The following is a 26,068-nucleotide window of genomic DNA, read 5'->3' on the forward strand; positions in this document are numbered from 1 at the left end:
TTCATGCGCATCGCGCTGGCGCAGATCCGCGCCGGAACCGACCCGTCAGCCAACCTGACGCTGGTCGCCGAGAACGTCCGCCAGGCCGCCGACGCCGGAGCGGCGCTGGTGGTGTTCCCGGAGGCGACGATGTGCCGCTTCGGTGTGCCGCTGGGCCCGGTGGCCGAACCGCTCGACGGGCCGTGGGCGTGCGCGGTGCGCTCGATCGCCGCCGACGCCGGCGTCGTCGTGGTGGCGGGCATGTTCGTGCCGACGCACGACGGACGGGTCACCAACACGCTGATCGCCACGGGGCCGGGGGTCGACGCCCACTACGACAAGATCCACCTCTACGACGCGTTCGGGTTCGCCGAGTCGCGGACCGTCGCACCGGGGCGCGAGCCCGTCGTGGTCGACGTGGCGGGCGTCGGAGTGGGCCTTTCCACGTGCTACGACGTGCGGTTCCCGGCGCTGTACACCGAGCTGGCCGACCGCGGCGCGCAGGTGATCACGGTATGTGCGTCGTGGGGGGCGGGCCCCGGCAAGCTCGACCAGTGGCGGTTGCTGGTGCGTGCCCGTGCGCTGGACTGCACCAGCTTCGTCGCCGCGACCGGCCAGGCCTATCCCGGCGACGACCTGGCAGCCAAAGGCGCGCCGACGGGCGTGGGCGGAAGCCTGGTTGCGTCGCCGTTCGGTGAGGTGGTTGCCGAAGCCGGTGCCGATCCGCAATTGGTGCTGGCCGACCTGGACCTCGACACCGTGGCCACGGCCCGCGACACGCTCGCCGTGCTTCGCAACCGCTCATCGTTCACTCAGGCGGATAGGGCAGAATCGCGCGGGTGACGAACCCGCAGGGCCCGCAGCACGGTGACCCGCAGGCCTGGAGCCGTCCCGGCAGCCAGCCTCCCCCGCCACCCCGCCAGCCGGGACCGCCGCCGGAGCAGCCCACCCACCAGATTCCCAGGGCCGGCAGCCCGATGGATGGGCCGACGACGCACATCCCCCGAGCGGGCCAGACCGAACCGCCCACCCAGCACATCCCCAAGGCGGCCCCACAAGCCGAAAAGCCGGCCGCCGCCCCTGCGGGCGGCAAGCGCAACTTCTGGCGCGACCCGCTGTCGATCGTGCTGGTCGTCGTCATCGTGCTGGCGGTGGTGGCCGCCGGGTTGATCGCCGGCGAGTTGTACGCGCGCCACCGCGCCGACAGCGTGGTGGCCGACGCGACCGAGTGCGTGACCCAAGACGGCGCCAGCGTCTCGTTCGGCGCGATGCCACCGTTCCTGTGGCAGCACATGACCGGTCACTACGACAACATCCTGATCAAGACCGACGGCAACCAGATCCGCAGCGCCAAGGGCATGAAGGCCGAAGTGTCGATCGACGACGTCGAGTTGGAAGGCGGCGCCAACAACAGGGGCATGATCGGTGCGCTCGACGCGACGATCACGTGGACCGCCGACGGCATCAAACAGACTGTGCAGAACGCGATTCCGATCTTCGGCAACTTCGTCACCGGAGTCGCGACCAATCCGTCGGACGGCACGATCGAATTGCAGGGCACCTTCGGTAGCATCACCGCCAAGCCGCAGGTGGTCGACGGCAACATCGCGTTGCAGGTGGTCAATGTCACGGGGCTGGGATTCGTCTTGCCCCGCGAATCGGTGCAGCCGGCGTTGGACGGGTTCACCAAGCAGCTGGCCGACAACTATCCGCTCGGCATCAAAGCCGACTCGCTGCAGGTCACGGATTCCGCTGTGGTAGGCCACTTTTCGACGCGCAACGCGTCGCTGCCGGCCGACCAGCAGGATCCCTGCTTCGCGCAGCTATAGCCCTTCGAGCACGCCGCGGGTCCCCGACAGACCCAAGCGCGTGGCGCCCGCGTCGATCATCGCAAGCGCGTCGGCGGCAGTGCGGATTCCGCCGCTGGCCTTCACGCCCAGGCGTCCGTTGACGGTGCGTGCCATCAACTCGACCGCCCGGATCGACGCGCCGCCGCTGGGGTGAAATCCGGTGGAGGTCTTCACGAAATCGGCTCCGGCGCCACCGGCGACGCGGCACACGTCGACCAGTGCCGGCTCACCGCCAAACTCGAGCAGCGCAGCCGATTCCACGATCACCTTCAACACCGCCCCCGGCACCGCGCGGCGCACACCTTCGATGTCGGCGCGTACAGCGTCGAAGTCACCGGCCAGCGCTGCCCCGATGTCGATGACCATGTCGATCTCGGCCGCACCGGCGCCCACCGCGAGCGCTGCCTCGCGGGCCTTGACCTCGGTGAGGTGCTTGCCCGACGGGAACCCGGCGACCGCCGCGACGACAGGCCCGCCGGGCGGCCGGGCCGCAACGGCCGCCGGCACCATCGACGGGGACACGCATACCGCAAAAGCGCTCAGCTGCACGGCTTCTGCGACCGCCGCCGCCACATCGGCTGCTGTCGCCTCGGGTTTGAGCAGGGTGTGGTCGACGAGCCCGGCCAGTTCGGCTGCCGACACCACTAGAACGGTTCTTCGACGTTGCCGGGATTGCAACCGGCGTCGACCATCTGGGCCGGCGTGACCACCGGGCGCCACGGCTCCAAGTTCCAGCTGACCTTGCCGGGTTGCGCGAATTCGGCTAGCTGCCAATGACACACGAATTGATCACGCATGCCGGGCAAGTCGGCATCGGGGGCGTGCCTGAGCACCTCCGACCATGCCTCGTCGGGGCTGACGAGCTCGATGCTGGCTTCCCGGCCCGCTGCAGTCGGATACACCCGCAGGCTGGACAGGTCGGCCCAGTGCACCCATTCGGTGTGGTCGACGTAGGGCGGCGGCGGCGCGTCGGCATGCGCCGGCGCAGCGACCATGACAGCCACTGGCAGCGCAGCGCACGCCGCGAGCAGGACGGCACGCATCCGCTAGCGCGACTTCCCTTGGATCTCAAGCAGTTTCGGCCGCACATCGACCAGATACACACCGGCGGCGCAGGCGGCAATCACCAGACCCATGACGCCCAACGGATACAGCAGCACACCGGCCGCACCGAGGATGAGAAGCCAGATCGGCTTGGTCAGCTTGCCCGTGGCGGTGTAGGCGTCGCTGCGCTGCAACGCAGCATGGACGAACGCATAGACAGTCATCACCAGTACGGCGATCTGCACGACGAAAAGGACGGTACCCGCGAGGCCAAGCATCACTGCTCAAGCCTAGGCGGATACCGTCCCGATCGTCGACTTGCCTACTTCTGCGTGACCTTCTTGGCCGCGCCCTTCTTGGCCGGCGCCTTCTTGGCAGCGGTCTTCTTGGCGGGCTCAGCCTTCTTGGCGGCGGCCTTCTTGGCGGGTGCCTTCTCCGCCTTCTGCGCCTTCGGAGCCGGCTCGCGGCCGATCAGCTTGGCGGCCCGCTCGCCGACCGCGCGGGTCTGGCTTGCGACGTTGCCGAGCGCCTCTTGGGTCAGCTCGACGGTCTCGCTCAGCGCCTGCTCGGCGCGCGCGCGGCGTTCCTCGAACCCGGGCTGGTTGCGCAGCCGTTCCAGGGCGGCTTCACCGCGGGTGACGAGGTCGCGGTACAGCTCGGTGGCCTGCTCGCGGTAGCCCTCGGCGGCCTTGCGCAGCTCGTCGCCGCTCAGCCGGCCCCGAATCTCCTCGGCGCGTTGCGGGAGATCCTCGCGAGCCTTGGTGAGCCGGCCGCGTGTCTCCTCGACCCGGGTGCTCGCGTCCGTGCGGGCCTCTTCGGCACGCTCACGAAGCGCGGTGACGATCTCGTTGACCCGCTCCAGGGCGAGGTCAGCGGCACCGACCGCGGCAAGCAGCGGAGCCTTCAGATCCTCGGCAGTGGGGTTGGTCCTCTCGGCCATGTGTGTAATTCCTTTCGAATTCAGAAACGTATGGGGACGGATTGCACAATTTCCTGACAGTTATGCAGTTGACGACTCCTCACCGGCAGCTTCATCGGGTTGATGCGCCCTTTGTTGACGAAAGGAGGAGTAGATGTCAAGCAATACCTGCTTCTGCCGCTCAGTGATCGACGTGTCGTAAATGATCGCGTCGCGGACCGCACTGGGCTCGGTGGGCTCGAGAATTCCGGCCCGGATGTAGAGCACTTCCGCGGACACCCGCAACGCCTTGGCGATCTGGCTGAGCACTTCGGCGGACGGTTTGCGCAATCCGCGCTCGATCTGGCTGAGGTACGGATTGCTGACACCGGCCTTTTCGGCCAACTGCCGCACCGAAACCTGGGCCGCTTCTCGCTGGGCCCTGATGAAGCTACCGATATCTTGAGCGGCGTTCGTCACCACGGCGGCAATGTCGGAAGAAGCAAGGTCGCGCTCATGCTCTTCGCGCAAGCCCACTTCGACCTCTTGTGTCGGCATTGATCACCACCTCGACAAACGGGTATCAGTACGGACATTCGACACCCTACGGCGAAGTGCTAGCTTTAGCAAGCAGCCAGTTAGCGGTCTTTTAGAAAAGAAGCTGGCCGACGGTGTAAATCACCAGCCCCGCCAGCGAGCCGACCACCGTGCCGTTGATGCGGATGAATTGCAGGTCACGGCCCACGTGCAATTCAATGCGGCGACTGGCTTCGTCGGCGTCCCACCGCTCGATGGTCTCGGTAATGATCGCGGTGATCTCAACGCCGTATTCGGCCACCAGGTGCTTGACGCCGCGAATGATCCAGTCGTCGACTTTGTCGCGCAGGTCGGCGTCATCGCGCAGCGACTCCCCGATGTGCACGACGGAGTCGGCGATGCGGGTGCGCAGCGCGCTGGACGGGTCGTCGACAGACTCCACCAGGTTGCGCTTGAGCGCCGACCAGGCCGTCTCCGCCGCGCGGGTCACCTCGTCGCGGGCCATCACTTGCTCCTTGACCGTCTCCGCCCGCGCGATGGTGTCTTCGTCGTTCTGCAGGTCGTCGGCGAAGTCGAACAGGAACCGGGTGGCCGAGCGGCGCAGTTCGTGGTCCGGGTTGCGGCGCACCTTGTCGGTGAAGTCCATCAGCTCCCGGTGGATGCGGTCACCGACAAGGTGGTCGACCCAGCGGGGCGACCACGTCGGCGAATCCCGTTCCACCACGCGCTGGATGACTTCACCGGCGTTCAGCGACCAGTGGAACGCGCGGTCGGCCAGCAGCTGCAGCAGCGCCTCCTGCCGGTTCTCCCGCAGCAGAGTGCCCAGCACCCGGCCCACCGGCGGACCCCACTTAGGTTCGGCGAGCCGTTTGACGATCATGCGGTCGAAGACGTGCTGAACGTCCTCGTCCCGCAACATCTCGACCAATACCCGCAGCACGTTGGACGCCTCGGAGGCCACGCGGGTCGCGTGGTCGTGATCGGACAGCCACTTTCCCAACCGGCTGGCCACCTGCGCCTCCCGCAGCTTGGCCTCGACGTTCTCGGGCGACATGAAGTTCTCCCGCACGAAGGTGCCCAGCCCTTCGCCGAGCTGGTCCTTCTTGCGCTTGATGATCGCGGTATGCGGGATCGGTATGCCCAGCGGGTGCTTGAACAGCGCGGTGACCGCGAACCAGTCCGCGAGCGCGCCGACCATCCCCGCCTCGGCGGCCGCACCCACGTAGCCCACCCATGCGGGTGCATGGTTGGCCTGACCCCATCGGCAGAGAAGGAAGACCACGGTAGCGCCGAGCAAGAAGGCGAGCGCGACCACCTTCATCCGGCGCAGCTGGGTGCGGCGCTGCGCGTCCGCGCTCACGTCGACCGCGAACATGCCCTCGAGGTCTGCCGTCGGGCGCTCGTAGTTGCTCAGGCGGTGTGCCATCCCACCATCATCCAGGCAAATCGGGGTGCTCGGCGGAATGCGTCGCATGTCGGCGCCGGGCCGTAATATCGAAGTGGGCTAACGAACGGACATTCGCGACAGTGGTAGATCGACTCCCGGCGACAACCGCGAAGGTTGATGGTCGCAAACGGCGATGGCATCAGCACAAGGTGGACCGTCGCAACGAACTGGTGGACGGCACGTTGGAGGCCATCCGCCGCCGGGGCCGCTACGTCAGCATGGACGAGATCGCCGCGGACATCGGGGTGTCCAAGACCGTGTTGTACCGCTATTTCGTCGACAAGAACGACCTCACCACCGCGGTGATGATGCGGTTCGCGCAGACCACGCTGATCCCGAACATGGCCAAGGCGTTGTCGTCGAATCTCGACGGATACGAACTCACCCGCGAGATCATCCGGGTGTACGTCGACACCGTCGCCGCCGAACCCGAGCCGTACCGGTTCGTGATGGCCAACAGTTCGGCAAGCAAAAGCAAGGTGATTGCGGATTCGGAGCGGATCATTGCCCGCATGCTCGCGGTGATGCTGCGCCGCCGCATGCAGGCAGCCGGCATGGACACCCGCGGGGCTGAGCCGTGGGCGTACATGATCGTCGGCGGAGTGCAACTGGCCACCCACTCGTGGATGTCGGATCCGCGGATGACCGCCGACGAGCTGATCGACTACCTGACCATGCTGTCGTGGAATGCATTGTGCGGCATCGTCGAAGTGGGCGGCTCGCTGGAGAAGTTCCGCGCCCAGGCCCACCCTGCGCCCGCATTGCCGCCGTCATGACGGACTGCTGGAACCGGGATGCCCGCAAGGTCTTGAGGTTTCGCGCCGGCGACAAGGTCGCCGACATCGACACCCGTGCTACTCCGGGCTTCTCCGGCAAGAAGAAGCATGCGCCGGCCATCCAGAACGAGCGCAACAAACGCTTCGCCGAATTGCAGGAGATGTTGTACGCCAACAGCAGAAGCGACGAAGGCGACCGTCACGCCGTCGTACTGGTACTACAGGGCATGGACACTGCCGGCAAAGGCGGCATCGTGAAACATGTTGTCGGAGCAGGCAACCCGCAGGGACTGCGGTACACGGCGTTCGGTGTGCCGACCGAAGAAGAACGCAAGCACCATTACCTGTGGCGAATTCGCAAGGCGCTACCGGAATTCGGCGCGATCGGGGTATTCGATCGGTCACACTACGAGGACGTCTTGGTGGTACGCGTGCACAACATCGTGCCGCCCGAGGTGTGGGGCGGTCGCTACGACGAGATCAACGCATTCGAACGCGACTTGGTGGACGAGGGCTTCAAGTTGGTGAAGGTCGCGATGTTCGTGTCGCTGGACGAGCAGAAAAAGCGGCTGGCCAAACGGCTTTCGCGACCTGACAAGTACTGGAAGTACAACCCGGGCGACGTCGACGAACGCAAGCTGTGGCCCGACTACCAGGAGGCGTACCAGGCGATGCTGGACCGCACGTCGACGGAGTATGCACCATGGTATGTGGTGCCGTCGGATCGCAAGTGGTACAGCCGGCTCGCGGTGACCGAGCTGCTGATCGCTGCGCTCGAAGACTTCGAGCTCTCCTGGCCCGCACCGGATTTCGATGTCGAGGCGGAGAAGCGGCGGCTCGCACAGGCCTAGCCCAGGCCTCACCCAGGCCTAGCGGGCTTGCGCCGCCCAGCTTGCGGCGCCCAGGTCCGGCGCCGAGCTCCGGCGCCCAGCTCCGGCGCCGAGCTCCGGCGCCGAGAACACACTTGTTGGCATGATTTCGGTGAATTGGCGTAAACAAGTGTGTTATCGGTGCACGAGAATGTGCTCATGGGGGGATTACTTGGCTTAGTAGTCGCGTCAGAGGCCCTGGAAACCGGCCAGGTGACCCGATGGCAGCTGCAACAGCACTACACCAAACTGTTCCGCAACGTGTATGTCCTCAACCGCGTAGAACTGGACGCTTTCCTACGTGCGCGCGCCGCGTGGTTGTGGTCAGGCCGCAAGGCGGTGCTCGTCGGCAACTCGGCGGCCGCAGTCCTAGGCTCGCGGTGGATACCCGCAGATAGTCCGGCGGAACTCGCGCGGGTACGGAATCGAGCTCCGGCAGGTATCGTCGCGCACGCTGGTCAACTTGCGCCCGACGAAGTGCGTCGTGTCGGCGACATGCTGTGTACCACCGCCGCCCGGACTGCCTACGACTTCGGTCGTCGACTTCCCTTCGACATCAACATCATTCGCATCGATGCGCTGCTGAATGCGACCGGCTGCACCGTTGCAGACGTGAACCGGATCGCCGCCCGGTACGACGGGGCGCGCGGCATATGCCAACTGCGGAAGGTGCTGGAGTTGGTCGACGCGGGAGCGGAATCACCCAAGGAGACCGAACTGAGGCTGCTGCTGGTGCGGGCGCGGTTACCAAGACCCGTGACCCAGATCCGTGTCGTGGACCCACGTCGTCGCAAGGTGCGCCGCATCGACATGGGATACCCCGAGTGGAAGGTCGGCGTGGAATACGACGGCGAGCACCACTGGACAAATCCGCGGCAGCATGCAGACGACATCGAACGGCTGGAATTCTTTGCCACACAAGGGTGGACGATCATCCGGGTCAGCGCACGGCAGCTACGGTATGAGCGCGACGAGATTGTGCGGCGTGTGCGTTGTGCGCTACTGCAGGCGGGCGCTGCAGTCTAGTAGGAGTAGAAACCCTGCCCGGACTTCTTGCCGAGCTGGCCGGCCTCGACCATCCGCAACAGCAGCGGCGGCGGACCGTAATGCGGCTCCTTGAACTCCTCGAACATCTTGTCCGCGATCAGTTTCAGCGTGTCCAACCCCACCAGGTCGGACAGCCGTAGCGGACCCATCGGATGCGAGAGCCCGGCCACCACCGCTTTGTCGACGTCTTCGACCGTCGCAAAGCCTGCCTCCACCATGCGGATCGCCGAGAGCAGGTACGGCACTAGCAGCGCATTGACCACGAAACCAGAACGGTCCGAACACCGCACCACCTGCTTGCCCAGCACCTCGCCCGCGAATCGCTCGGTCCGCTCCAGCGCGGCGTCGGACGTCGTCAATGCACTGACCAACTCGACCAGCGGCAGCACCGGCACCGGGTTGAAGAAGTGCAATCCCAGCACCCGGCTCGGATCTTGCGTTGCCGCAGCCAGTTTCATGATCGGGATGCTCGACGTATTCGACGCCAACACCGCATCCGGGTCGGTGATCACCCGATCCAGTTCGGCGAAGATCTGCTTCTTGACGGCCTCGTCTTCGATCACCGCTTCGATGACGAGCTGCCGGTCGGCCAGGTCGGCCAGGCTGGTCGTGAACTTCAGCCGAGCCACCGCGGCGTCGCGCTCGCGTTCGGTGATCTTTCCGGCGCTCACGCCGCGTTCGAGCGACTTCAAGATGCGGGCACGGCCCGCTGTCGTCAGCGCCTCGGTGGTCTCGAAGACCAGCACGTCCACGCCGGCGCGGGCCGACACCTCCGCGATGCCGGCGCCCATCTGACCGGCTCCCACCACACCTACTCGTTCAATGCTCACGGTGTCTCCTTCACAGCATCGGGCCCCGCCCAACATCATGGACGGGGCCCGATGCCGTCAATTCAGCGGCTCAGTGAATCAGTGGGTCAGTGGCTCAGACATCGTCAGTGGAACTGGCCCTCTTCGGTCGACCCCTTCAGCGCGACCGTCGACGAGTTCGGGTCCACCGTCGTGGCGATCCGGTCGAAGTAGCCGGCGCCGACCTCGCGCTGATGCTTGGTGGCGGTGTAACCGCGCTCTTCGGCGGCGAACTCGCGCTCCTGCAGCTCCACGTACGCGGTCATCTGGTTGCGGGCGTAGCCGTAGGCCAGATCGAACATCGAGTAGTTCAGGGCGTGGAAGCCGGCCAGGGTGATGAACTGGAACTTGAAGCCCATCGCGGCGAGCTCCTTCTGGAACTTCGCGATCGTCGAGTCGTCGAGGTGCTTGCGCCAGTTGAACGACGGCGAGCAGTTGTACGCCAGCATCTGGTCCGGGAACTCCGCCTTGACTGCCTCGGCGAACTGCCTGGCCACCTCGAGGTCCGGCGTGCCGGTCTCCATCCAGATCAGGTCGGCGTAGGGGGCGTAGGCCTTGGCCCGCGCAATGCACGGCTCGATGCCGTTGCGGGTGCGGTAGAAGCCTTCCTTGGTGCGCTCGCCGGTGATGAACGGGCGGTCGTACTCGTCGACGTCGGATGTGATCAGCGTCGCGGCCTCGGCGTCGGTGCGCGCGATCACCACGGTGGGCACGTCGGCAACGTCAGCGGCCAGCCGCGCCGAGGTCAGCGTGCGGATGTGCTGCTGGGTGGGAATCAGCACCTTGCCACCCAGGTGACCGCACTTCTTCTCGGAGGCCAGCTGGTCCTCCCAGTGAGTCCCGGCAGCGCCTGCGGCGATCATTGCCTTCTGCAACTCGTAGACGTTCAGCGCACCACCGAAGCCGGCTTCGCCGTCGGCGACGATCGGCACCAGCCAGTTGTCCACCGAGGTGTCGCCCTCGACCTTGGCGATCTGGTCGGCGCGCATCAGCGCGTTGTTGATCCGGCGCACCACCTGCGGCACCGAGTTGGCCGGGTACAGGCTCTGGTCCGGGTAGGTGTGGCCGGCCAGGTTCGCGTCACCGGCAACCTGCCACCCCGACAGATAGATGGCCTTCAGGCCGGCGCGCACCTGCTGCACCGCCTGATTGCCGGTCAGCGCACCGAGCGCGTTCACCCACTCCAGATCGTGCAGCTGCGACCACAGGATCTCGGCGCCTCGGCGGGCCAGGGTGTGCTCCTCGACCACAGTGCCCTGCAGCGCAACAACGTCCTGTGCGGTGTAGTTGCGGGTCACGCCCTTCCAGCGCGGATTGGTCTCCCAGTCGTGCTGAATCTGCTCTGCCGTTCTGGGCTTTCCAACGGTGGACATGCGACTCCTTCAGACGTTGCTCGACGGCCTCGACAGGACTGCTGACTCCATTGCCTGCTAACCCATCGGGCGGCTTTACTCACCAGTAACTTAACCATGCCACGGCACATATGCGCAGGTCCAGCGGTTCCAGTTGCGAATTTCAGCTATACCGGACGCTTGTCTTGCGAATTCTGCGAAGCCAACGTGTAGCTGTACCGTTTCAGTTGCTACTCGTTGGTAACGTCATTGCCGCAGGTCAGGCCGTCAAAATTACGGCCGGATGATCTTTACAGTGAGAAGATCGACGCGACGGCTTTGGCCTCGTCGCCGACCAAATATGTGAGCGTTGTAACAGTCTTGTTCGCAAGCTCTTCGCCGAACCGGTCCGTGGAGCCGGGCGGATGCACATGCGCCGCAATCTCCAGCTTGTCGCCGAGACTCACCGGCGCCTCGTGCTCGATGGTCACCCGCGTCGGACTCCGCAGCAGCTCAGGCGTGGCCGAAAGGTAGTCCTCGACGACGCTCCAGTACACCGAGTTGTTCATGTGGTCGAAGAGGTCGATGTCGGTGAACCGCACCGGAAACTCGCGGATCTGGTCGGCGGTTTCGCGCGGCAGCGGCTTCAGGTAGGCCTTCCAACGCAGCCGGTCGACGCTCGTCGTGCGCTGCAGGCCTTCGATGAAGTCGTCGGCAATGCGCGCCGGGCCCTGCGTTTCGCGGTTGATGTTGATCCAGAACGCCTCGGACTCGATCAGCCCGCCCCTACGGCCGTCGACGCGGACCCGCATCTCACACCAGCGATTCGAGGTGCCCGAGCACCACCGGCGCAGCCGCAAGATGTCCTGGAATTCGATCGGCCGGATCAAGTCGACCATGGTGCGCCGCACGATCCACAGCGGATGAGTCTCCTGGAAACCCAACTCGCGCAGCTGATCTTGACCGATGTCCTGGATGTGCCGGGCGGCGGCGTCCAGGCGCAACCGGCCGGTCGCGTCGATGTCGGCGACCCGCACCGGCCATTCGCGGTCGAAGACGTCGGGATGCGGGTCGGGGACCGGCATCATTACTTTGGCTAGGCCGTTCTGCGCGCTCATGTGGCGCCGATCATGCCAAACGGCGCAGCGGCGGCCAAATGCCAAGACTGCGAAGCGCCACTTCACACGCGCGTACGCTGATCGGCATGCCTAAGACGTTCGTCGGGTCGCGGGTTCGCCAGCTGCGCCATGAACGGGGCTACAGCCAGGCCGCGCTGGCTCAGATGCTCGAGATCTCGCCGAGTTACCTCAACCAGATCGAGCACGACGTGCGTCCGCTGACCGTGGCGGTGCTGCTGCGGATCACCGAGGTGTTCGGCGTAGACGCAACGTTCTTCGCACCGCAAGACGACACCAGGCTGGTCGCCGAACTTCGCGAGGTGGTCATGGACCGCGACCTCGGCATCGACATGGATGCGGCCGAGGTCGCCGAGGTCGTCACCGCCCACCCTGCCCTGGCCCGGGCGATGGTGAACCTGCACCGGCGCTACCGGATCACCACCGCCCAGCTGGCCGCCGCCACCGAAGACCGCTTCAGCGACGGCAGCAGCGGCAGCGGCGCGATCACGATGCCGCACGAGGAGGTCCGCGACTACTTCTACGAACGGCAGAACTACCTGCACGATCTCGACACCGCCGCTGAGGAGATGACCATTCGCATGAGAATGCACCGCGGCGACCTGGCTGGCGAGATCGCGCGCCGGCTCGCCGAAGTGCACGGAGTGCGCATTGTCAGGCGCATCGACCTCGGCGACACAGTGCTGCACCGGTTCGACCCGCAGACGAAGACGCTAGAGATCAGCAACCACTTGTCGACGGGCCAGCAGGTGTTCAAGATGGCCGCCGAGCTGGCCTACCTGGAATTCGGGGACCTGATCGACCGGCTGGTCGACGAGGGCAAGTTCACCAGCGAGGAATCGCGCACCCTGTTGCGGCTGGGCCTGGCCAACTACTTCGCGGCGGCCGCCGTGCTGCCGTATCGCCAATTCCATGACGTCACCGAGAATTTCCGCTACGACATCGAACGGCTCTCGGCGTTCTACTCGGTGAGCTACGAGACCATCTGCCACCGGCTTTCCACGCTGCAGCGGCCGTCGATGCGCGGCGTGCCGTTCTCGTTCGTCCGCGTCGACAAGGCTGGCAACATGTCAAAACGCCAGTCCGCCACCGGGTTTCACTTCTCGTCGAGCGGCGGCACCTGCCCACTGTGGAACGTCTACGAGACGTTTTCCAATCCGGGCAAGATTCTGGTGCAGATTGCGCAGATGCCCGACGGACGCAACTACATGTGGGTGGCACGCACCGTGGAGCGCCGGGCGTCGCGCTATGGTCAGCCGGGAAAGACATTCGCAATCGGCCTGGGCTGCGAACTGCGCCATGCGAATCGGCTGGTGTACTCGGAGGGACTGGACTTGTCGGGCAACGTTGCCACCCCCATCGGCGCGGGCTGCCGGGTCTGCGAACGGGACAACTGCCCCCAGCGCGCCTTCCCGGCGCTGGGCCGGGCTCTCGATCTCGACGAGCACCGCAGCACCGTCTCGCCGTATCTGGTGAAACCGGCATGACCGCACCGCGAATCGAGCCGGGCGGCGTGCGTGAACTCGGCCTTGCGGGCTGGCTGATGTGCAAGGTGCTGGCGCGTGCGTCCGGCGTTCCGCAGGCTCATCTGTTCACCACGCTCGGACAGCACAAGCGGCTCTTTTGGACCTGGCTTCCGTTTTCCGGAATGCTGCTCGGTCCCGGGCGTCTCCCCCGCGCCGATGCCGAGCTGGTGATTCTGCGCGTCGCCCACACGCGCGGCTGCGAATACGAACTGCAGCACCATCGTCGGATGGCGAAGCGCCGCGGGGTAGACGCGGACAAGCAGCAACGCATCTTCGAGGGCCCAGACGCCGACGGGCTCAACGACCGCGAGCGGGCTCTGCTGACCGCTGTCGACGAACTCCTCGAAACCCGCAACGTGTCCACGCAGACCTGGCAGTGGCTCTCGCGCCACCTCGACCGTCGTCAACTCATCGAATTCGTCACGCTCACAGGGCAATACGACGCACTGGCCGCCACGCTCAACACGCTGAAGGTGCCGCTGGACTTCGCGGACTGATCGCGCTCACCGGGCCGGCACCGCGACGCTGACGGTCTCCACCTTTGCGCTGCGTGCCGCACGTGACTCGTCAGGCTGGATTGTCGACGCCGTGCAACAGAATAGGGTTCGGCCGTCGTCGCCTCCCAGGGCACACGCGATCGCGTGGCGGCCGGGTGTTTCGACGACGTCGGTCACCTCGCCGCCTTCCCGTACGCGCGCGAATCGGTCTGACGTCGGGCTCGCGAACCAGATCGCATCCTCGGCGTCGATGCAAATGCCATCGGGCACATCGCTTTTCGGCAGGTCCGCCCACACACGCTGGTTGGACAGCGCACCGGCGGGCGTCAGGGAGAACGCCACGAGGCGCTGCCCTGCGGTTTCGGCGACGATCAGAGTCTGGCGGTCCGCGGTGACAACCATGCCGTTGGCGAAGCGCAGACCCTCGGCGGCCCGGTGCACGCCACCATCGGGGTCGACGCGCAGCAGCGGTGCGGGTTTGATCGGTTCACCGGCGAACATGTCGCAGCCGAATTGGGACACGAAGGCATGCCCGGAGTCGTCGACGAGCATGTCGTTGATCGGATGCGGGGCAAGACGACTCAGATCGGCGTGCTCGGTCAGCGCGCTGTCGTCACCGCGACGACGCAGCAGCTTGCGGTCGTCCATCGACACGATCAGCATGCTGCCGTCGGGCAACCAACCGAGCCCCGACGGCGCGGTGTCGAGCCGTGCGATCACCTCGACGCTGCCGTCGGTCGAGATCCGCAGCACCTCGTGTGCGTGCATGTCGGAGACGAAGAGCGCACCTTCGTGCCAGCGCGGACCTTCGAGGAACACGCGGCCGTCGACAAGCGTGTCCGGCATGTCGTCAGAAGTTGATCATGTGGCCGACGAGCCCGTGGAAACACTCCTGCAGCGCCTCCGACAGCGTCGGGTGCGTGTGCACGTTGCGGGCGAGCTCGTTGGCCGTCAGGTCCCACTTCTGGGCCAGCGTCAACTCGGGCAGCAGCTCAGAGACGTCGTGCCCGATCAGGTGGCCGCCCAGCAGCTCGCCGTACTTCCCGTCGGCGATCAGCTTGACGAAGCCGGCCGTCTCCCCCAGACCGTGCGCCTTGCCGTTCGCGGTGAACGGAAACTTGGCGACCTTGACGTCATAGCCCTCGTCGCGGGCCTGCTCCTCGGTGAGCCCGAAGCTGGCCACCTGAGGCTGGCAGAACGTGGCGCGCGGCATCATCCGGTAGTCACCGAGCTCCAAAGTCTCTGCGCCCGCGATAGTTTCGGCCGCGACCACGCCCTGTGCCTCGGCGACGTGCGCGAGTTGCAGCAACCCGGTGACGTCACCGATCGCGTAGATGTGGTCGACGTTGGTGCGCATCCGCTCGTCGATCGCAATGGCCTTACGGTCCGACAGCTTCACCCCGGCGGCATCGAGGCCGTAGCCCTCGACGTTGGGCGCAAAGCCGATGGCCTGCAGCACGCGGTCGGCCTTGAGTTCCTCGGAGTTGCCGTCCTTGCTGACCTTCACCGTGACCGTCGACCCGTCGTCCTTGATCGACTCGACCTTGGTTCCGGTCATGATCTTGACGCCGAGCTTCTTGAACTGCTTCTCGATCTCCTTCGACACCTCGGCGTCCTCGTTGGGCAGTGCCCGCGGCAGGAACTCGACGATCGTCACGTCGACGCCGTAGTTGGCCAGAACGTAGCCGAACTCCATGCCGATCGCGCCGGCCCCGGCGATGACGATCGAGCCCGGCAGGTCGCGCGACAGGATCTGCTTCTCGTAGGTGACGACGTTCTCGGACAATTCGGTGCCGGGAACCAGCTTGGTGCTGGCACCGGTGGCGATGATCGCGTTGTCGAACGTCACAGTCTCGGTACCGCCGTCGTTGAGGTCGACCTCCAACGTGTTGGCGTCCTTGAACGTGCCGCGACCGTGGATTTCGGTGATCTTGTTCTTCTTCATCAAGAAGTGCACGCCCGCGACACGACCGTCGGCGACCTTGCGGCTGCGGTCGAACGCCACACCGTAGTCGAACGTCGCCTCGCCGTTGATGCCGAACGTCTTGGCCTGCTTGGTGAAGATGTGGGCCAGTTCGGCGTTGCGCAGCAACGACTTCGACGGGATGCACCCGACATTCAGGCAGACCCCGCCCCAGTACTTTTGCTCGACGATGGCGGTCTTGAGTCCCAGCTGGGCGGCACGGATGGCGGCGACGTATCCGCCGGGGCCTGCGCCGAGGACGACGACGTCGTAGTGAGAAGTCACCAAGCCACCCTAATAAGGGATCACCCCGGCTAGGCAAGGCCGGGCAACCCGATCGCAGTAGTAGATGCCGTGCAGCACGGCCGCCGCGGCCACCGCGGCCAGCGGAGCCGACATGATCGCGATCCCCGCCGCTGCTACCAGCGGCTTGCCGTCGACCATCGCGGCGAGCATCGCCGCGACGCTGCACACGACCACGAAGATCAGCACCGCGAACACCGGCCAGGTCTTGTCCAGCGAGTGAAACCACCAGTAGTACAAGCCAAGCCCGGCCGCAGCGGCAGGAATCCACACCGCGACGAGCGTCAGCACGAACGTCCACCGCTTGAGGTAGTGGTATTGGCCGGGCACCACGTGCGGTCGCGCGGAGATGGGCAGAAACTCGGGGACCGCCGGTTCGGCGGGTTCGTCGGCGGACCCGTCGGCCGGCCGTTCACGGTCGCCGATCAACGGCTCGCGGTGGGCGGTCAACGGCTCCCACGGATCCGGGCGGGCTTCTGGGCTGGGCTGGGTCTGCGGGCCGGTGTCGGCTGGATCAGGCACCGGACACCGCCTCGATCGCAGCGAGCACGCCGAACCAGCCCGGGCCGACCGCCAGCAGGAACGCCCCGAGCGCCGTCACCCACCGGACTCTCGACGACACGAGCAACACCAGCCCGAGGGTGGCCGGGACGCCGACGACGAGCGCGATCACCACGTCGGGCCGAATGGTGACGTCGACCGTCAGCGTCGCCGCGATCGCCGCCAGAACCCCCACCGCAGTACCGATCAGCATTGCACCGGCGAGCAGCCAAGGGCGGGGAAGCGGAATCACGCTCCCGAGGTTAGCGACCCCTTGACAGGCCTTGGGTTCGCCCCGCTCGCGGGCCGTCGGCCGTTTGCGTAGTCGGCACCGGTCAACGGCGGTTCCGCTTGCAGTTGTCGGAGTTCGTCGGCGGAGAACGTCCGGCCCCGGGACAGGAACCGCATGCCTTCGGGCGCCTCCATCGAAAAGCCGCCGCCGCGGCCGGGCACCGCGTCGATGATCAGCTGCGTGTGTTTCCACGCGTCGAACTGCGGGCCGGAGATCCACACCGGCGTGTCCTCGACGATGCCGAGCAGCACATCGCGGTCGCCGACGATGAACTCGCCGTCGGGATAGCACATCGGCGACGACCCGTCGCAGCAGCCGCCGGACTGATGAAACATCAACGGGCCGTGACGTTTTCGCAGCTTGTGCAGCAGGCCGGCGGCGGTCTCGGTGATCAGCACCCGCGGCGGCGCGTCGCTGCGATTTGGGTGCGTTAACCGGCGCTCAGCGCCTGTTTTCGCACCGAAATCACCCATCAGAAGAAGCCCTGCGCCTTGTTGCTGTAGCTCACCAGCAGGTTCTTGGTCTGCTGGTAGTGGTCGAGCATCATCTTGTGGTTCTCGCGGCCGATCCCGGACTGCTTGTAGCCGCCGAACGCCGCGTGGGCCGGATAGGCGTGGTAGCAGTTCGTCCACACCCGGCCGGCCTTGATGTCACGGCCGGCGCGGTAGGCGGTGTTGCCGTCGCGGCTCCACACCCCCGCACCCAGGCCGTAGAGCGTGTCGTTGGCGATCGCGATCGCGTCGTCGTAGTCACGGAAAGACGTGACCGCGACGACGGGCCCGAAGATCTCCTCTTGGAAGATCCGCATCTTGTTGTGGCCCTCGAAGATCGTCGGCTGCACGTAGTAGCCGCCGGACAGGTCGCCGCCGAGTTCGGCGCGCTCTCCGCCGGTGACGACGCGGGCGCCCTCGTCCTTGCCGATCTCGATGTAGGACAAGATCTTCTCCAGCTGGTCGTTGGAGGCCTGCGCGCCGACCATGGTCTCGGTGTCCAGCGGATTGCCTTGGCGTACCGCCTTGGTCCGGATCGCGGCGAGCTCCAGGAACTCGTCGTAGATGTCGGCCTGGATCAGGCTGCGCGACGGGCACGTGCACACTTCGCCCTGGTTCAGCGCGAACATCGTAAACCCTTCCAGAGCCTTGTCCTGGAAGTCGTCGTGGGCGGCCATGACGTCGTTGAAGAAGACGTTCGGGCTCTTGCCGCCGAGCTCCAGCGTGACCGGGATCAGATTCTGGGAGGCGTACTGCATGATGAGCCGCCCGGTGGTGGTCTCCCCGGTGAACGCTATCTTGGCGATCCGGTTGCTCGACGCCAGCGGCTTGCCCGCCTCGAAACCGAAGCCGTTGACCACGTTGACCACGCCGGGCGGGAGCAGGTCGCCGACCAACCCGAGCAGATACAGGATCGACGCCGGGGTCTGCTCGGCCGGTTTGAGCACGACGGCGTTGCCGGCGGCCAGCGCCGGCGCCAGCTTCCACGTCGCCATCAGAATCGGGAAGTTCCAAGGGATGATCTGCCCGACGACCCCGAGCGGTTCGTGGAAGTGGTAGGCGACGGTGTCCTCGTCGATCTGGCTCAGCGACCCCTCTTGCGCGCGGATGGCGCCGGCGAAGTAGCGGAAGTGGTCGACGGCCAGCGGAATGTCGGCGTTGAGCGTCTCGCGGATCGGTTTGCCGTTGTCCCACGTTTCGGCGACGGCCAGCGACTCGAGGTTTTCTTCGATGCGGTCGGCGATCCTGTTCAGGATCAGCGCCCGCTCGGCCGGAGCCGTTTTGCCCCACGCCGGGGCAGCTGCGTGCGCGGCGTCGAGCGCCTTGTCGACGTCGGCTTCGGTGGAGCGGGGGATCTCGCAGAACGCCTCACCGGTGATCGGCGACGGGTTCTCGAAGTATTCGCCGCTGACAGGCGGAACCCACTCGCCGCCAATGAAATTGGCGTACCGGGACTCGTACGACATCAGCGAACCCTCGGCGCCGGGGCGGGCAAACACAGTCATGGTCGACTCCTTCGTCGTGCATGTGTTGTATGGCTCACACTACTCGCGGCACGGGCCGTGACCGCCCTGAGAGAATGCCGGAGTGGACGACCCCTACCTCTGGCTCGAGGACATCACCGGCGAAGAGGCCCTGGACTGGGTGCGCCGGCACAACGAGCCGACGTTGGCCGAGCTGTGCGACGAACGCTTCGAGCAGTTCCGTCAAGAGGCGCTGGAGGTGCTCGACACCGACGCGCGCATCCCGTACGTGGTGCGCCGGGGCGAGTATCTGTACAACTTCTGGCGCGACGCGGAGCACCCGCGGGGGCTGTGGCGTCGCACCACGCTTGAGCAGTACCGGACCGACGCGCCCGAATGGGATGTGTTGATAGACGTCGACGCACTGGCAGCCGACGAAGACGAGAACTGGGTGTGGGCCGGCGCGAACGTGATCGAGCCGGAATTCACCCGAGCATTGGCCTCGCTGTCGCGCGGGGGCGCTGACGCCGCCGTCGTACGCGAATTCGACATGGCGACAAGGCGATTCGTCGCCGCCGGATTCGTGGTCGCAGAAGCCAAGACCAGCATCGACTGGGAGGACGCCGACACAGTGCTGATGGGCACTGACTTCGGTGAGGGCTCACTGACCGATTCCGGTTACCCCAGACTGGTCAAGCGGTGGCGCCGCGGGCAGCCGCTGTCGTCGGCCGAGTTGTTGTTCTCCGGCACGCATGTGGACGTCAGCGTCGGAGCGTCGGTCGACCGCACCCCAGGGTTCGAACGCACGCTGGTGAGCCGGTCGATCGACTTCTTCAACAGCGAGGTCTACGAACTTCGGCACGGCGAATTCGTCCGCATCGACGCACCCACCGACGCGTCGCTGTCGGTGCACCGTCAATGGCTGCTCATCGAGCTGCGCACCGACTGGTACACCGCATCCGGCGATTACCGCGCCGGTTCGCTGCTGGCCGCTGATTACGAGGACTTCCTCAGCGGTACAGCGCAACTGGCGGTGATATTCGAGCCCGACGAACATACATGCCTTCACCACTACGCGTGGACGCGCGACCGTCTGGTGGTGGTCACGCTGGCCGACGTGGCGAGCCGCGTGCAGATCGCGACGCCGGGCGAGTGGTCGCTCCAACCAGTGGTCGGGCTGCCGGAGAACGCCAACACGGTGATCGTGGCGGCTGACCATGCTGGCGACGAATTCTTCCTCGATTCAAGCGGATTCGATCGACCGTCGCGCCTGCTGCGCGGCGTAGCCGGCGGGGAGCTGGAGCACATCAAGTCTGCACCCCAGTTCTTCGACGCCGACGACCTCACCGTCACCCAGTATTTCGCGACATCTGAGGACGGCACGGCGGTGCCGTATTTTGTTGTCGCGCATAAGGATGCCGACGGTCCCGGGCCGACGCTGCTCGGTGGATATGGCGGGTTCGAGGTGGCGCGCACACCCGGATACGACGGCGTGCTGGGCCGGCTGTGGCTGGCCCGCGGCGGGACGTACGCACTGGCCAACATTCGTGGAGGTGGCGAATACGGACCAGCCTGGCACACCCAGGCGATGCGCGAGGGCCGACACAAGGTTGCGGAGGATTTCGTCGCTGTCGCAAGGGATTTGGTGGACCGCGGCATCACCACGGTGCCGCAGCTCGGCGCCGCGGGCGGCAGCAATGGCGGGCTGCTGATGGGGATCATGCTGACGCAGTATCCGGAGTTGTTCGGTGCGCTGGTGTGCAGCGTCCCGCTGCTGGATATGCGCCGCTTCCATCGGTTGTTGGCCGGCGCTTCGTGGGTGGCGGAATACGGCAACCCCGACGACCCGGCGGACTGGGAGTTCATCTCCGAGTATTCGCCGTACCACCATATTTCGGCGGACCGTCGCTATCCCCCGCTGCTGATGACGACGTCGACCCGCGACGACCGCGTGCATCCTGGGCATGCCCGCAAGATGACCGCCGCGCTCGAGGCGGCCGGGCATCACGTGCGCTACTACGAGAACATCGAGGGCGGTCACGCCGGGGCAGCCGACAACAAGCAGGCCGCTTTCAAGGCGGCGCTGATGTACGAATTCTTGTGGCGGACCATCGGCGCGGCACGGCCATAATGGAGTCATGCTGGTCAACGTCGAGGGACTCTGTGTCGGGGCGACCACGTCGCACAAGGCGGCAGAGCGGGCGTCGGATGGCGCCAACAGGCTCGCTGTAGTGGGTTTAGCACCAACCGCTTTCGGCGATTTCGACGCCGCGTCGTCTTTTTACGCACGCGTCTTGTGCGCACAAAGGCATCACGCAGCGCTGATGGAAAGTCATCACCGCGCGCTGAGCACAATCGGCGAGAAGGCGCACGCGGTGGCCGTAGCCTTCACCGAGACCGAGGATCGCAATGCCGCAATGCTCGACGGGGTAGGGGCCGAGTCTTAGCGCTGGCTCACTCCGATTTCCGCCAGAAACGTGGATGTGCCGTGTACTCCATCGACCGCTTGAACCTCCACGGCCACCGCTTCCCGGCGGCGTAGGCGGCCAGATAGAGAACCGCGAAGACGCCTGCCGTGACGATGCCAACGAGCACGAACTGTAGGTACTGCCCGCGAGCAACCCGATATCCCCAACTTGCGTCACCATGGCCGAACACGAGGGCAACGAGTATTAGGCACACTGCAGTCACTAGCGGGAGCCAAGGACTTCCTCCGTGTACAAAGTAGAAGAAGACGTTCCCGGAACAGAGTCCCATCGCGAATACAATGTTCCACCAACTCTTTTGAGCGGTGGCCAAGCCGCCGTATGAGTCAGGCGCCGGATCGTAGTTCGGGTCGTCGCTACCCGGCGGAGGCGAACCGTCGGCGGCCGGATCCGGCAGACTGTCGCTGACACTGAACGCGTAGATCTTGCCGCGGATCTTGATGTAGGGCGTGGAAAAGTAGGCATTTCCGGTCATCATGAACAGGACGAATCCAGCGAATGTCGCGCCGGTACCCCAGCGGGGGTAGAAAGTAATCAACGCGAACAGCGCCGCGCCCAGCGTCGATGACCAGTAGACCCGTCGTTGCCACGACCGACTCTTCTTCTCTGGCATCACCGCGGGAGCGAGCAGACAAACGGCGGCCGCGATCAAAAAGAACACATTGAGTGGGCGGTGCTGAAGTGCCGATTGAGACGCGATTGGCTCGAGAATTCCCGCGGACCCTTGCATCAATAGCTCAGCCCTTCATCGATTCGAGGGCCATTTCGCCACCTCGCTCACCCGCCAGTGCGCCGGCCGTGCCGCCGACGAGCGCACCGATAAATGCCCCAGGTGGTCCCCCCACGAATGCGCCGAATTCGCCTCCCAACAAACCTCCCAACCATGCGCCGGCCAGGCTGCCTCCCTCTCCTGCGACAAGCTCGTCGAGCGGTTTCCCTTCGTAGAGCTCATACGCGGAGGTGGCAAGGTCGAGGACACTTCCCGCCCACCCGAAGCGTTTGGCGACATTCTTCAGCGCTTCGATGTCCTGGGGGGAATAGGCCACGCCCGGTTCCCAGTGGCGTCCGGTGGGCACCAACTCGCTGTAGCGCTCAATGCCCTTCTTTCCGGCATCGAAGACGCTGCCGGCCGCAGAAGCGGCTTCGACATACTCGGGTGGTACGACGCCGCGGCCCATTCCCGTCGCGACGGAAGCGGCTCCCTGCGGCGACATGCCGGCGCGCTGAAGCTCCTCCTGCAGCGTCGTCAACGCGTTCACGCGATCCGTGACCTCCATCCTGTCCATCAGCATGGTCGCCTCATCAGGTGTCATCGGTTGCGAGCTGGAGGCTAGTTCACCGTTCTGCAAGTCACGCTGCAACTTCAACCTGGCTAGCGCGCGGTCGCGGGCATCACCGCCGAGCACGGGGTCGCGTGGCAGCGGCCCAACCAGCTGTGCGGTGTTGAAATCATCCAACCGCTCACCGGCCAGCCGGGCTGCCAGCTCTTGGTCGTGAGGGCTCCCGCGATGAGCCACCCCATGGGTCGGATCGGTAACCGACAGATAGTCTTCGAGCCGCTGAGCCGCGTCCTGCTCTTCTCGGCTCCAGTGGGGCTCAGGCTCACCGGTGGCTTCGGCTTGATCGACAAGGGACTGATCTCTCGCCCGCTGTCCCGACTCGTCGTAGCGCCGAGCAGCCTCTTGAGGTGAATCACCGGGCGATCCGTCGACACCGTCGAGCGCGTCGGGCACATATCCCGACGCCATCATCGCCGTTTCGAGGTCATGCAACTGCGCGACATAGCCGCCGCGGATGTTATCGATGTGGTCGAGTGCCGTTTTGACAGCGTCGCGCGCCTGACCGAACAACTGCAGCACCAGACACGGTGGGGCCGTGCGCATCTGCGTCGAAATCTGCTCGTCGATGCCGCGCAATTGGTCATTCAGGCGATCGATCTCGGCAGCACTGTCACGTTGCGCCGTCGCCAGGGCCGCCGCAGCCTGCTCCAAATCCGCTGCAATGCGGGTCAGTTCCTCCGGATGCCCGGCCAGCTCAGCGCTGACCCGAGCGACCTCTGCCGAGTCATTGATCGGATGTTTGATGCCGTCGCCATGGTATGAACCGAGGAAGTTCTGCTTTGCAGAGTTGAATTCGTCGTCGGCATCCTTGACGTAGACGCCGGACTGATGAAAGGCAGCGGCGAGTTCGTCGATCGCCGCCGCATCTCCGGCTTGCAACTCCTCGTCACGCTTCCACGGATCGCCGCCGACGACGGCCGACAGCTCAGCCGCCGTGAAGTTGACGAATTGCGAACTCACACATCAATCATCGGTCCTCTGCCGCGTCCGCTTTGCACCAACTTTGCGGTGCGCTGAGAGCGAAGAAGGGTACCGAGCATCGCTACGGCAACCCCGAAGACCACCAGCATGGCGCCCGCCGCGAGTGTGACGTTCAGCCAGTGATGAAGACTCGCTTCGGCGTGGTCGACCATCACGTCGGCGATCGTGCGAATGTTCCCCGACGTCTCGTTGAGCGCATTCTCCAGGCGGCGGCGCCCGATCTCCGCGCCAGCATATCCACCGCCGCCGACCAACAGCGCCGAAACCCCTAGCGCCGCAATAGCTTTCCCGCGCGCCTTCGCCACAGCAACCGTCAGTAGAGCCGCGATCCCGGACACTACGGCAGCAGCGAGAATCACCCACGGCCCCCACGTCGCCAATGGTCGCAGCTGCCCGGGATGCAGAGTCTCCACCGACTCGGACGTCACCGGGACCTCGACGCTTGACGGCACCGACAGTCCCCGGCTGCTCAAAGCCTGAATGATGGACAGGTTCCACAGCATCGGCCCGACGTCGACGGTCCAGCGGTCACCGCTCTGCTGCACCATGTCGGTGAACAGCCACCGGTGCGCGAGGCGGTTGACATCGGTGAACTGGCCGGGGAACGACGAGCTCGCAGTGTAGGCGCTCACTGCACCGCGGACCGCATCATCGCTGGGCTCGTAGCCACGCTTGCGCGCGATCACCAGCGTCTGAGTGGCGAGTTCGGCGGCCACCGCATTCTGCAGCGCTGGATCCCCTGCGGCCGACGATGCCAGGCGCGCGTAGCCGTCGGCGTCGATCAAGTTGCGCTGCACCCAGCCGCCCCCGATGGCGACCGCCAACGCGACCGTGGCGACGAGCCAGCACAGCACCGCCACCACCAACCGCACGGACCGACCTTAGCGGTCGCGCGCCACGCGTTTCGGCCGGCGCAGCGCCATCCACATCATCTGCTTGGACATGCGGGCCGCGGCTTTCGGCGACGAGGAGTAGTAGTTGGCGCCCGAGCCGATCTTGATACGCGGCTCGACGATCGTCTCCATCCGGCAGTACTTGCGCATACCCTCGGCACCGCCGAACCGCGCGCCGATGCCGGACTCCTTCCAGCCCCCCATCGGCGCAGTGGTACACATCAGGTTGGCCACCACGTCGTTGATGTTGACAGCACCGCAATCCAATTGCAGCGCAACCTCTTTGGCGCGCTCGATGTTGCGGGAGAAAACCGACGCCGACAGCCCGTACGGGCTGTCGTTGGCCAACCGCACCGCTTCGGCGACGCTACCGACCTTCATGATCGGCAGCGTGGGCCCGAAGGTCTCCTCGGTCATGCACTGCATGGAATGGTCGACATTCACCAGCACGGTCGGCTGATAGAAGCTGCCCGGTCCCGGCACCCGCTCACCGCCGGTGAGCACCTGCGCCCCTTTGGCTTTCGCATCCGCGACGTGCCGCTCCACTACAGCCAGCTGCTGATCGTCGATCATCGACCCGAAGTGCGGGCCGTCGCCTGCGCCCACCTGCAGCGCCTTCACGTCGCGCACCACCGCGTCGACGAATTTGTCGTACACCGAATCCAGCACATAGATCCGCTCTACTGACACGCACATCTGCCCGGCGTTGAACAGGCCACCCCACACCGCGGCGTGCGCGGCCAGCTCGACGTCGGCGTCGTCGAGCACGATCATCGGGTCTTTGCCGCCGAGTTCCAGGCTCACCGGCGTCAGCCGCCGCGCCGCACGTTCCATCACCTTGCGGCCAGTCGCCGACGAGCCGGTGAAGTGGATGAAGTCGCTGTTGTCGATCACGGCCTCGGCGGCCTCGCGGGCGCCCTGCACCAAGGCGAACACGTCCGGAGCACCGGATTCGCGCCAGCCGCGCACCAGCACCTCGGCCGTCAGCGGGGTCCGCTCGGACGGCTTGAGCATCACCGCGCAGCCGGCGGCCAGCGCACCGAGCGCGTCCATCATCGCGTTGGCCACCGGAAAGTTCCACGGCGCGATGATTCCGACCACCGGACGGGGCCGGAAGTGCACCGTGATCTTCTTGACCGCCAGCGCCGGCAGCGGCGCGGGCCGCGTCTCCGGAGCCAGCGCCTTCTCCATGGTCTTGATCAGGTAGGAGGCGATCATCACCAGCATCGGCACTTCCTGCACCGCGTCGGTGCGCGACTTGCCGGTCTCGTTGATCAGCAGCTCTTCGATCTCGTCGCGGTGATCGCCGAGCCACACCGCGAACCGGGCCAGCACCTTGGCGCGGCCCTTCGCTCCGCGCTTCTCCCACTCGCGCTGCGCCTGCGCGAGGCGAGCGGCGATGCGCGGCACGTCGGCGGGATCAGTCCAGTGCACCTCACCGGCGACACCGCCGGTGGCGGGGTTGAGGATTGTGCCCGTGGAGCCAGGCTGAATCGATGGCTTGAGATCCGGTGTGGCGGTCATCACATCA

General features: G+C 65.7%; 28 protein-coding genes. 9 read left to right on the forward strand and 19 right to left on the reverse strand.

Annotated elements, in window-relative coordinates; all coding sequences use genetic code 11:
• Positions 1 to 3 precede the first annotated feature (3 nt).
• A complete protein-coding gene (locus AC5Y4C_RS03755) occupies positions 4 to 822 on the forward strand; it encodes a carbon-nitrogen hydrolase family protein (protein WP_499905670.1) in 819 nt (272 codons plus the stop codon).
• Positions 819 to 1,808, forward strand: coding sequence for an LmeA family phospholipid-binding protein (locus AC5Y4C_RS03760; RefSeq protein ID WP_499905666.1), 990 nt, complete (start codon positions 819 to 821; stop codon positions 1,806 to 1,808). The genes AC5Y4C_RS03755 and AC5Y4C_RS03760 overlap by 4 nt, the downstream gene beginning before the upstream one ends.
• Here the strand turns inward: AC5Y4C_RS03760 and deoC are convergent.
• From deoC to AC5Y4C_RS03790, 6 genes are all read right to left on the reverse strand, one after another.
• Positions 1,803 to 2,474, reverse strand: a complete 672-nt coding sequence (deoC, locus tag AC5Y4C_RS03765; protein WP_499965058.1) for a deoxyribose-phosphate aldolase — start codon at positions 2,472 to 2,474, stop codon at positions 1,803 to 1,805. The two genes, AC5Y4C_RS03760 and deoC, sit on opposite strands and share 6 nt — an antisense overlap.
• Entirely contained in the window at positions 2,474 to 2,872 is a 399-nt protein-coding gene (locus AC5Y4C_RS03770; protein WP_499905659.1) for a DUF2599 domain-containing protein, read from the reverse strand. The genes deoC and AC5Y4C_RS03770 overlap by 1 nt, the downstream gene beginning before the upstream one ends.
• 3 nt (positions 2,873 to 2,875) lie before the next feature.
• The gene (locus AC5Y4C_RS03775) at positions 2,876 to 3,151 is read right to left on the reverse strand and encodes a DUF2516 family protein (protein ID WP_499906327.1); all 276 of its coding nucleotides are present in this window, start codon (positions 3,149 to 3,151) and stop codon (positions 2,876 to 2,878) included.
• Positions 3,152 to 3,195: 44 nt separating this feature from the next.
• Positions 3,196 to 3,813, reverse strand: a complete 618-nt coding sequence (locus tag AC5Y4C_RS03780) for an ATP synthase subunit B family protein (RefSeq protein WP_499905654.1) — start codon at positions 3,811 to 3,813, stop codon at positions 3,196 to 3,198.
• A gap of 60 nt (positions 3,814 to 3,873) precedes the next feature.
• A complete protein-coding gene (locus tag AC5Y4C_RS03785) occupies positions 3,874 to 4,308 on the reverse strand; it encodes a helix-turn-helix domain-containing protein (protein ID WP_499905649.1) in 435 nt (144 codons plus the stop codon).
• A gap of 112 nt (positions 4,309 to 4,420) precedes the next feature.
• Positions 4,421 to 5,683 (reverse strand): DUF445 domain-containing protein, encoded by a 1,263-nt coding sequence (locus tag AC5Y4C_RS03790; protein ID WP_499906325.1) that lies wholly within the window; start codon positions 5,681 to 5,683, stop codon positions 4,421 to 4,423.
• 152 nt (positions 5,684 to 5,835) lie between these two features.
• Between AC5Y4C_RS03790 and AC5Y4C_RS03795 the strand changes: the two genes are divergently transcribed.
• The 3 genes from AC5Y4C_RS03795 to AC5Y4C_RS03805 all read left to right on the forward strand — a co-directional run bounded on the left by AC5Y4C_RS03795 (position 5,836) and on the right by AC5Y4C_RS03805 (position 8,426).
• Positions 5,836 to 6,531, forward strand: coding sequence for a TetR/AcrR family transcriptional regulator (locus AC5Y4C_RS03795; protein WP_499905646.1), 696 nt, complete (start codon positions 5,836 to 5,838; stop codon positions 6,529 to 6,531).
• Positions 6,528 to 7,382, forward strand: a complete 855-nt coding sequence (locus AC5Y4C_RS03800) for a polyphosphate kinase 2 family protein (protein WP_499949924.1) — start codon at positions 6,528 to 6,530, stop codon at positions 7,380 to 7,382. Before AC5Y4C_RS03795 ends, AC5Y4C_RS03800 begins: the two co-directional genes overlap by 4 nt.
• Positions 7,383 to 7,559: 177 nt before the next feature.
• Positions 7,560 to 8,426, forward strand: a complete 867-nt coding sequence (locus AC5Y4C_RS03805; RefSeq protein WP_499905641.1) for an endonuclease domain-containing protein — start codon at positions 7,560 to 7,562, stop codon at positions 8,424 to 8,426.
• Here the strand turns inward: AC5Y4C_RS03805 and AC5Y4C_RS03810 are convergent.
• The 3 genes from AC5Y4C_RS03810 to AC5Y4C_RS03820 all read right to left on the reverse strand — a co-directional run bounded on the left by AC5Y4C_RS03810 (position 8,423) and on the right by AC5Y4C_RS03820 (position 11,744).
• The gene (locus tag AC5Y4C_RS03810) at positions 8,423 to 9,277 is read right to left on the reverse strand and encodes a 3-hydroxybutyryl-CoA dehydrogenase (RefSeq protein ID WP_499913593.1); all 855 of its coding nucleotides are present in this window, start codon (positions 9,275 to 9,277) and stop codon (positions 8,423 to 8,425) included. The genes AC5Y4C_RS03805 and AC5Y4C_RS03810 overlap by 4 nt on opposite strands.
• A 104-nt stretch (positions 9,278 to 9,381) precedes the next feature.
• Complete coding sequence (gene aceA / locus AC5Y4C_RS03815; protein WP_499905636.1) at positions 9,382 to 10,668, reverse strand: isocitrate lyase; 1,287 nt, start codon at positions 10,666 to 10,668, stop codon at positions 9,382 to 9,384.
• A 269-nt stretch (positions 10,669 to 10,937) separates the two neighbouring features.
• Positions 10,938 to 11,744 (reverse strand): acyl-ACP thioesterase domain-containing protein, encoded by an 807-nt coding sequence (locus AC5Y4C_RS03820; RefSeq protein ID WP_499905631.1) that lies wholly within the window; start codon positions 11,742 to 11,744, stop codon positions 10,938 to 10,940.
• Positions 11,745 to 11,830: 86 nt separating this feature from the next.
• On the opposite strand from AC5Y4C_RS03820, the gene ramB reads away from it, so the two are divergent.
• Positions 11,831 to 13,249 carry an acetate metabolism transcriptional regulator RamB gene (gene ramB / locus AC5Y4C_RS03825; RefSeq protein WP_499965059.1) on the forward strand — a complete coding sequence of 473 codons (1,419 nt, stop codon included), beginning with the start codon at positions 11,831 to 11,833 and terminating at the stop codon, positions 13,247 to 13,249.
• Positions 13,246 to 13,785 carry a carboxymuconolactone decarboxylase family protein gene (locus AC5Y4C_RS03830; RefSeq protein ID WP_499965060.1) on the forward strand — a complete coding sequence of 180 codons (540 nt, stop codon included), beginning with the start codon at positions 13,246 to 13,248 and terminating at the stop codon, positions 13,783 to 13,785. Before ramB ends, AC5Y4C_RS03830 begins: the two co-directional genes overlap by 4 nt.
• 6 nt (positions 13,786 to 13,791) lie before the next feature.
• On the opposite strand, the gene AC5Y4C_RS03835 is transcribed toward AC5Y4C_RS03830, so the two are convergent.
• Genes AC5Y4C_RS03835 through adh form a run of 6 tightly spaced genes read right to left on the reverse strand, consistent with a single transcriptional unit; the run spans position 13,792 to position 18,879 of the window.
• Complete coding sequence (locus tag AC5Y4C_RS03835; RefSeq protein ID WP_499965062.1) at positions 13,792 to 14,631, reverse strand: SMP-30/gluconolactonase/LRE family protein; 840 nt, start codon at positions 14,629 to 14,631, stop codon at positions 13,792 to 13,794.
• A gap of 4 nt (positions 14,632 to 14,635) precedes the next feature.
• Positions 14,636 to 16,033: a dihydrolipoyl dehydrogenase gene (lpdA, locus tag AC5Y4C_RS03840; protein ID WP_499905619.1), complete on the reverse strand. Its 1,398-nt coding sequence runs from the start codon at positions 16,031 to 16,033 to the stop codon at positions 14,636 to 14,638.
• Between the two features lie 9 nt (positions 16,034 to 16,042).
• Positions 16,043 to 16,573, reverse strand: coding sequence for a hypothetical protein (locus AC5Y4C_RS03845; RefSeq protein ID WP_499913583.1), 531 nt, complete (start codon positions 16,571 to 16,573; stop codon positions 16,043 to 16,045).
• On the reverse strand, positions 16,566 to 16,844 hold the full coding sequence (locus AC5Y4C_RS03850) for a putative holin (protein WP_499905612.1): 279 nt from the start codon (positions 16,842 to 16,844) through the stop codon (positions 16,566 to 16,568). The genes AC5Y4C_RS03845 and AC5Y4C_RS03850 overlap by 8 nt, the downstream gene beginning before the upstream one ends.
• Positions 16,841 to 17,356, reverse strand: coding sequence for a DUF779 domain-containing protein (locus AC5Y4C_RS03855; protein ID WP_499965064.1), 516 nt, complete (start codon positions 17,354 to 17,356; stop codon positions 16,841 to 16,843). Before AC5Y4C_RS03855 ends, AC5Y4C_RS03850 begins: the two co-directional genes overlap by 4 nt.
• Positions 17,356 to 18,879 (reverse strand): aldehyde dehydrogenase, encoded by a 1,524-nt coding sequence (gene adh / locus AC5Y4C_RS03860; RefSeq protein WP_499965066.1) that lies wholly within the window; start codon positions 18,877 to 18,879, stop codon positions 17,356 to 17,358. Before adh ends, AC5Y4C_RS03855 begins: the two co-directional genes overlap by 1 nt.
• A gap of 82 nt (positions 18,880 to 18,961) precedes the next feature.
• Between adh and AC5Y4C_RS03865 the strand changes: the two genes are divergently transcribed.
• Entirely contained in the window at positions 18,962 to 20,968 is a 2,007-nt protein-coding gene (locus AC5Y4C_RS03865) for a prolyl oligopeptidase family serine peptidase (RefSeq protein WP_499965068.1), read from the forward strand.
• A gap of 7 nt (positions 20,969 to 20,975) precedes the next feature.
• Positions 20,976 to 21,284: a DUF2563 family protein gene (locus AC5Y4C_RS03870; RefSeq protein ID WP_499965070.1), complete on the forward strand. Its 309-nt coding sequence runs from the start codon at positions 20,976 to 20,978 to the stop codon at positions 21,282 to 21,284.
• Positions 21,285 to 21,291: 7 nt separating this feature from the next.
• On the opposite strand, the gene AC5Y4C_RS03875 is transcribed toward AC5Y4C_RS03870, so the two are convergent.
• The 4 genes from AC5Y4C_RS03875 to AC5Y4C_RS03890 form a co-directional block, all read right to left on the reverse strand.
• Positions 21,292 to 21,984, reverse strand: coding sequence for a hypothetical protein (locus tag AC5Y4C_RS03875; protein WP_499965072.1), 693 nt, complete (start codon positions 21,982 to 21,984; stop codon positions 21,292 to 21,294).
• A 76-nt stretch (positions 21,985 to 22,060) separates the two neighbouring features.
• On the reverse strand, positions 22,061 to 23,623 hold the full coding sequence (locus tag AC5Y4C_RS03880; protein WP_499965074.1) for a putative alpha/beta hydrolase: 1,563 nt from the start codon (positions 23,621 to 23,623) through the stop codon (positions 22,061 to 22,063).
• A complete protein-coding gene (locus tag AC5Y4C_RS03885; protein ID WP_499905596.1) occupies positions 23,620 to 24,516 on the reverse strand; it encodes a hypothetical protein in 897 nt (298 codons plus the stop codon). The genes AC5Y4C_RS03880 and AC5Y4C_RS03885 overlap by 4 nt, the downstream gene beginning before the upstream one ends.
• A gap of 9 nt (positions 24,517 to 24,525) precedes the next feature.
• Complete coding sequence (locus AC5Y4C_RS03890) at positions 24,526 to 26,061, reverse strand: aldehyde dehydrogenase family protein (protein WP_499905593.1); 1,536 nt, start codon at positions 26,059 to 26,061, stop codon at positions 24,526 to 24,528.
• Between the last annotated feature and the right edge of the window lie 7 nt (positions 26,062 to 26,068).

It is taken from the genome of Mycobacterium sp. NGS35, from assembly GCF_059812855.1.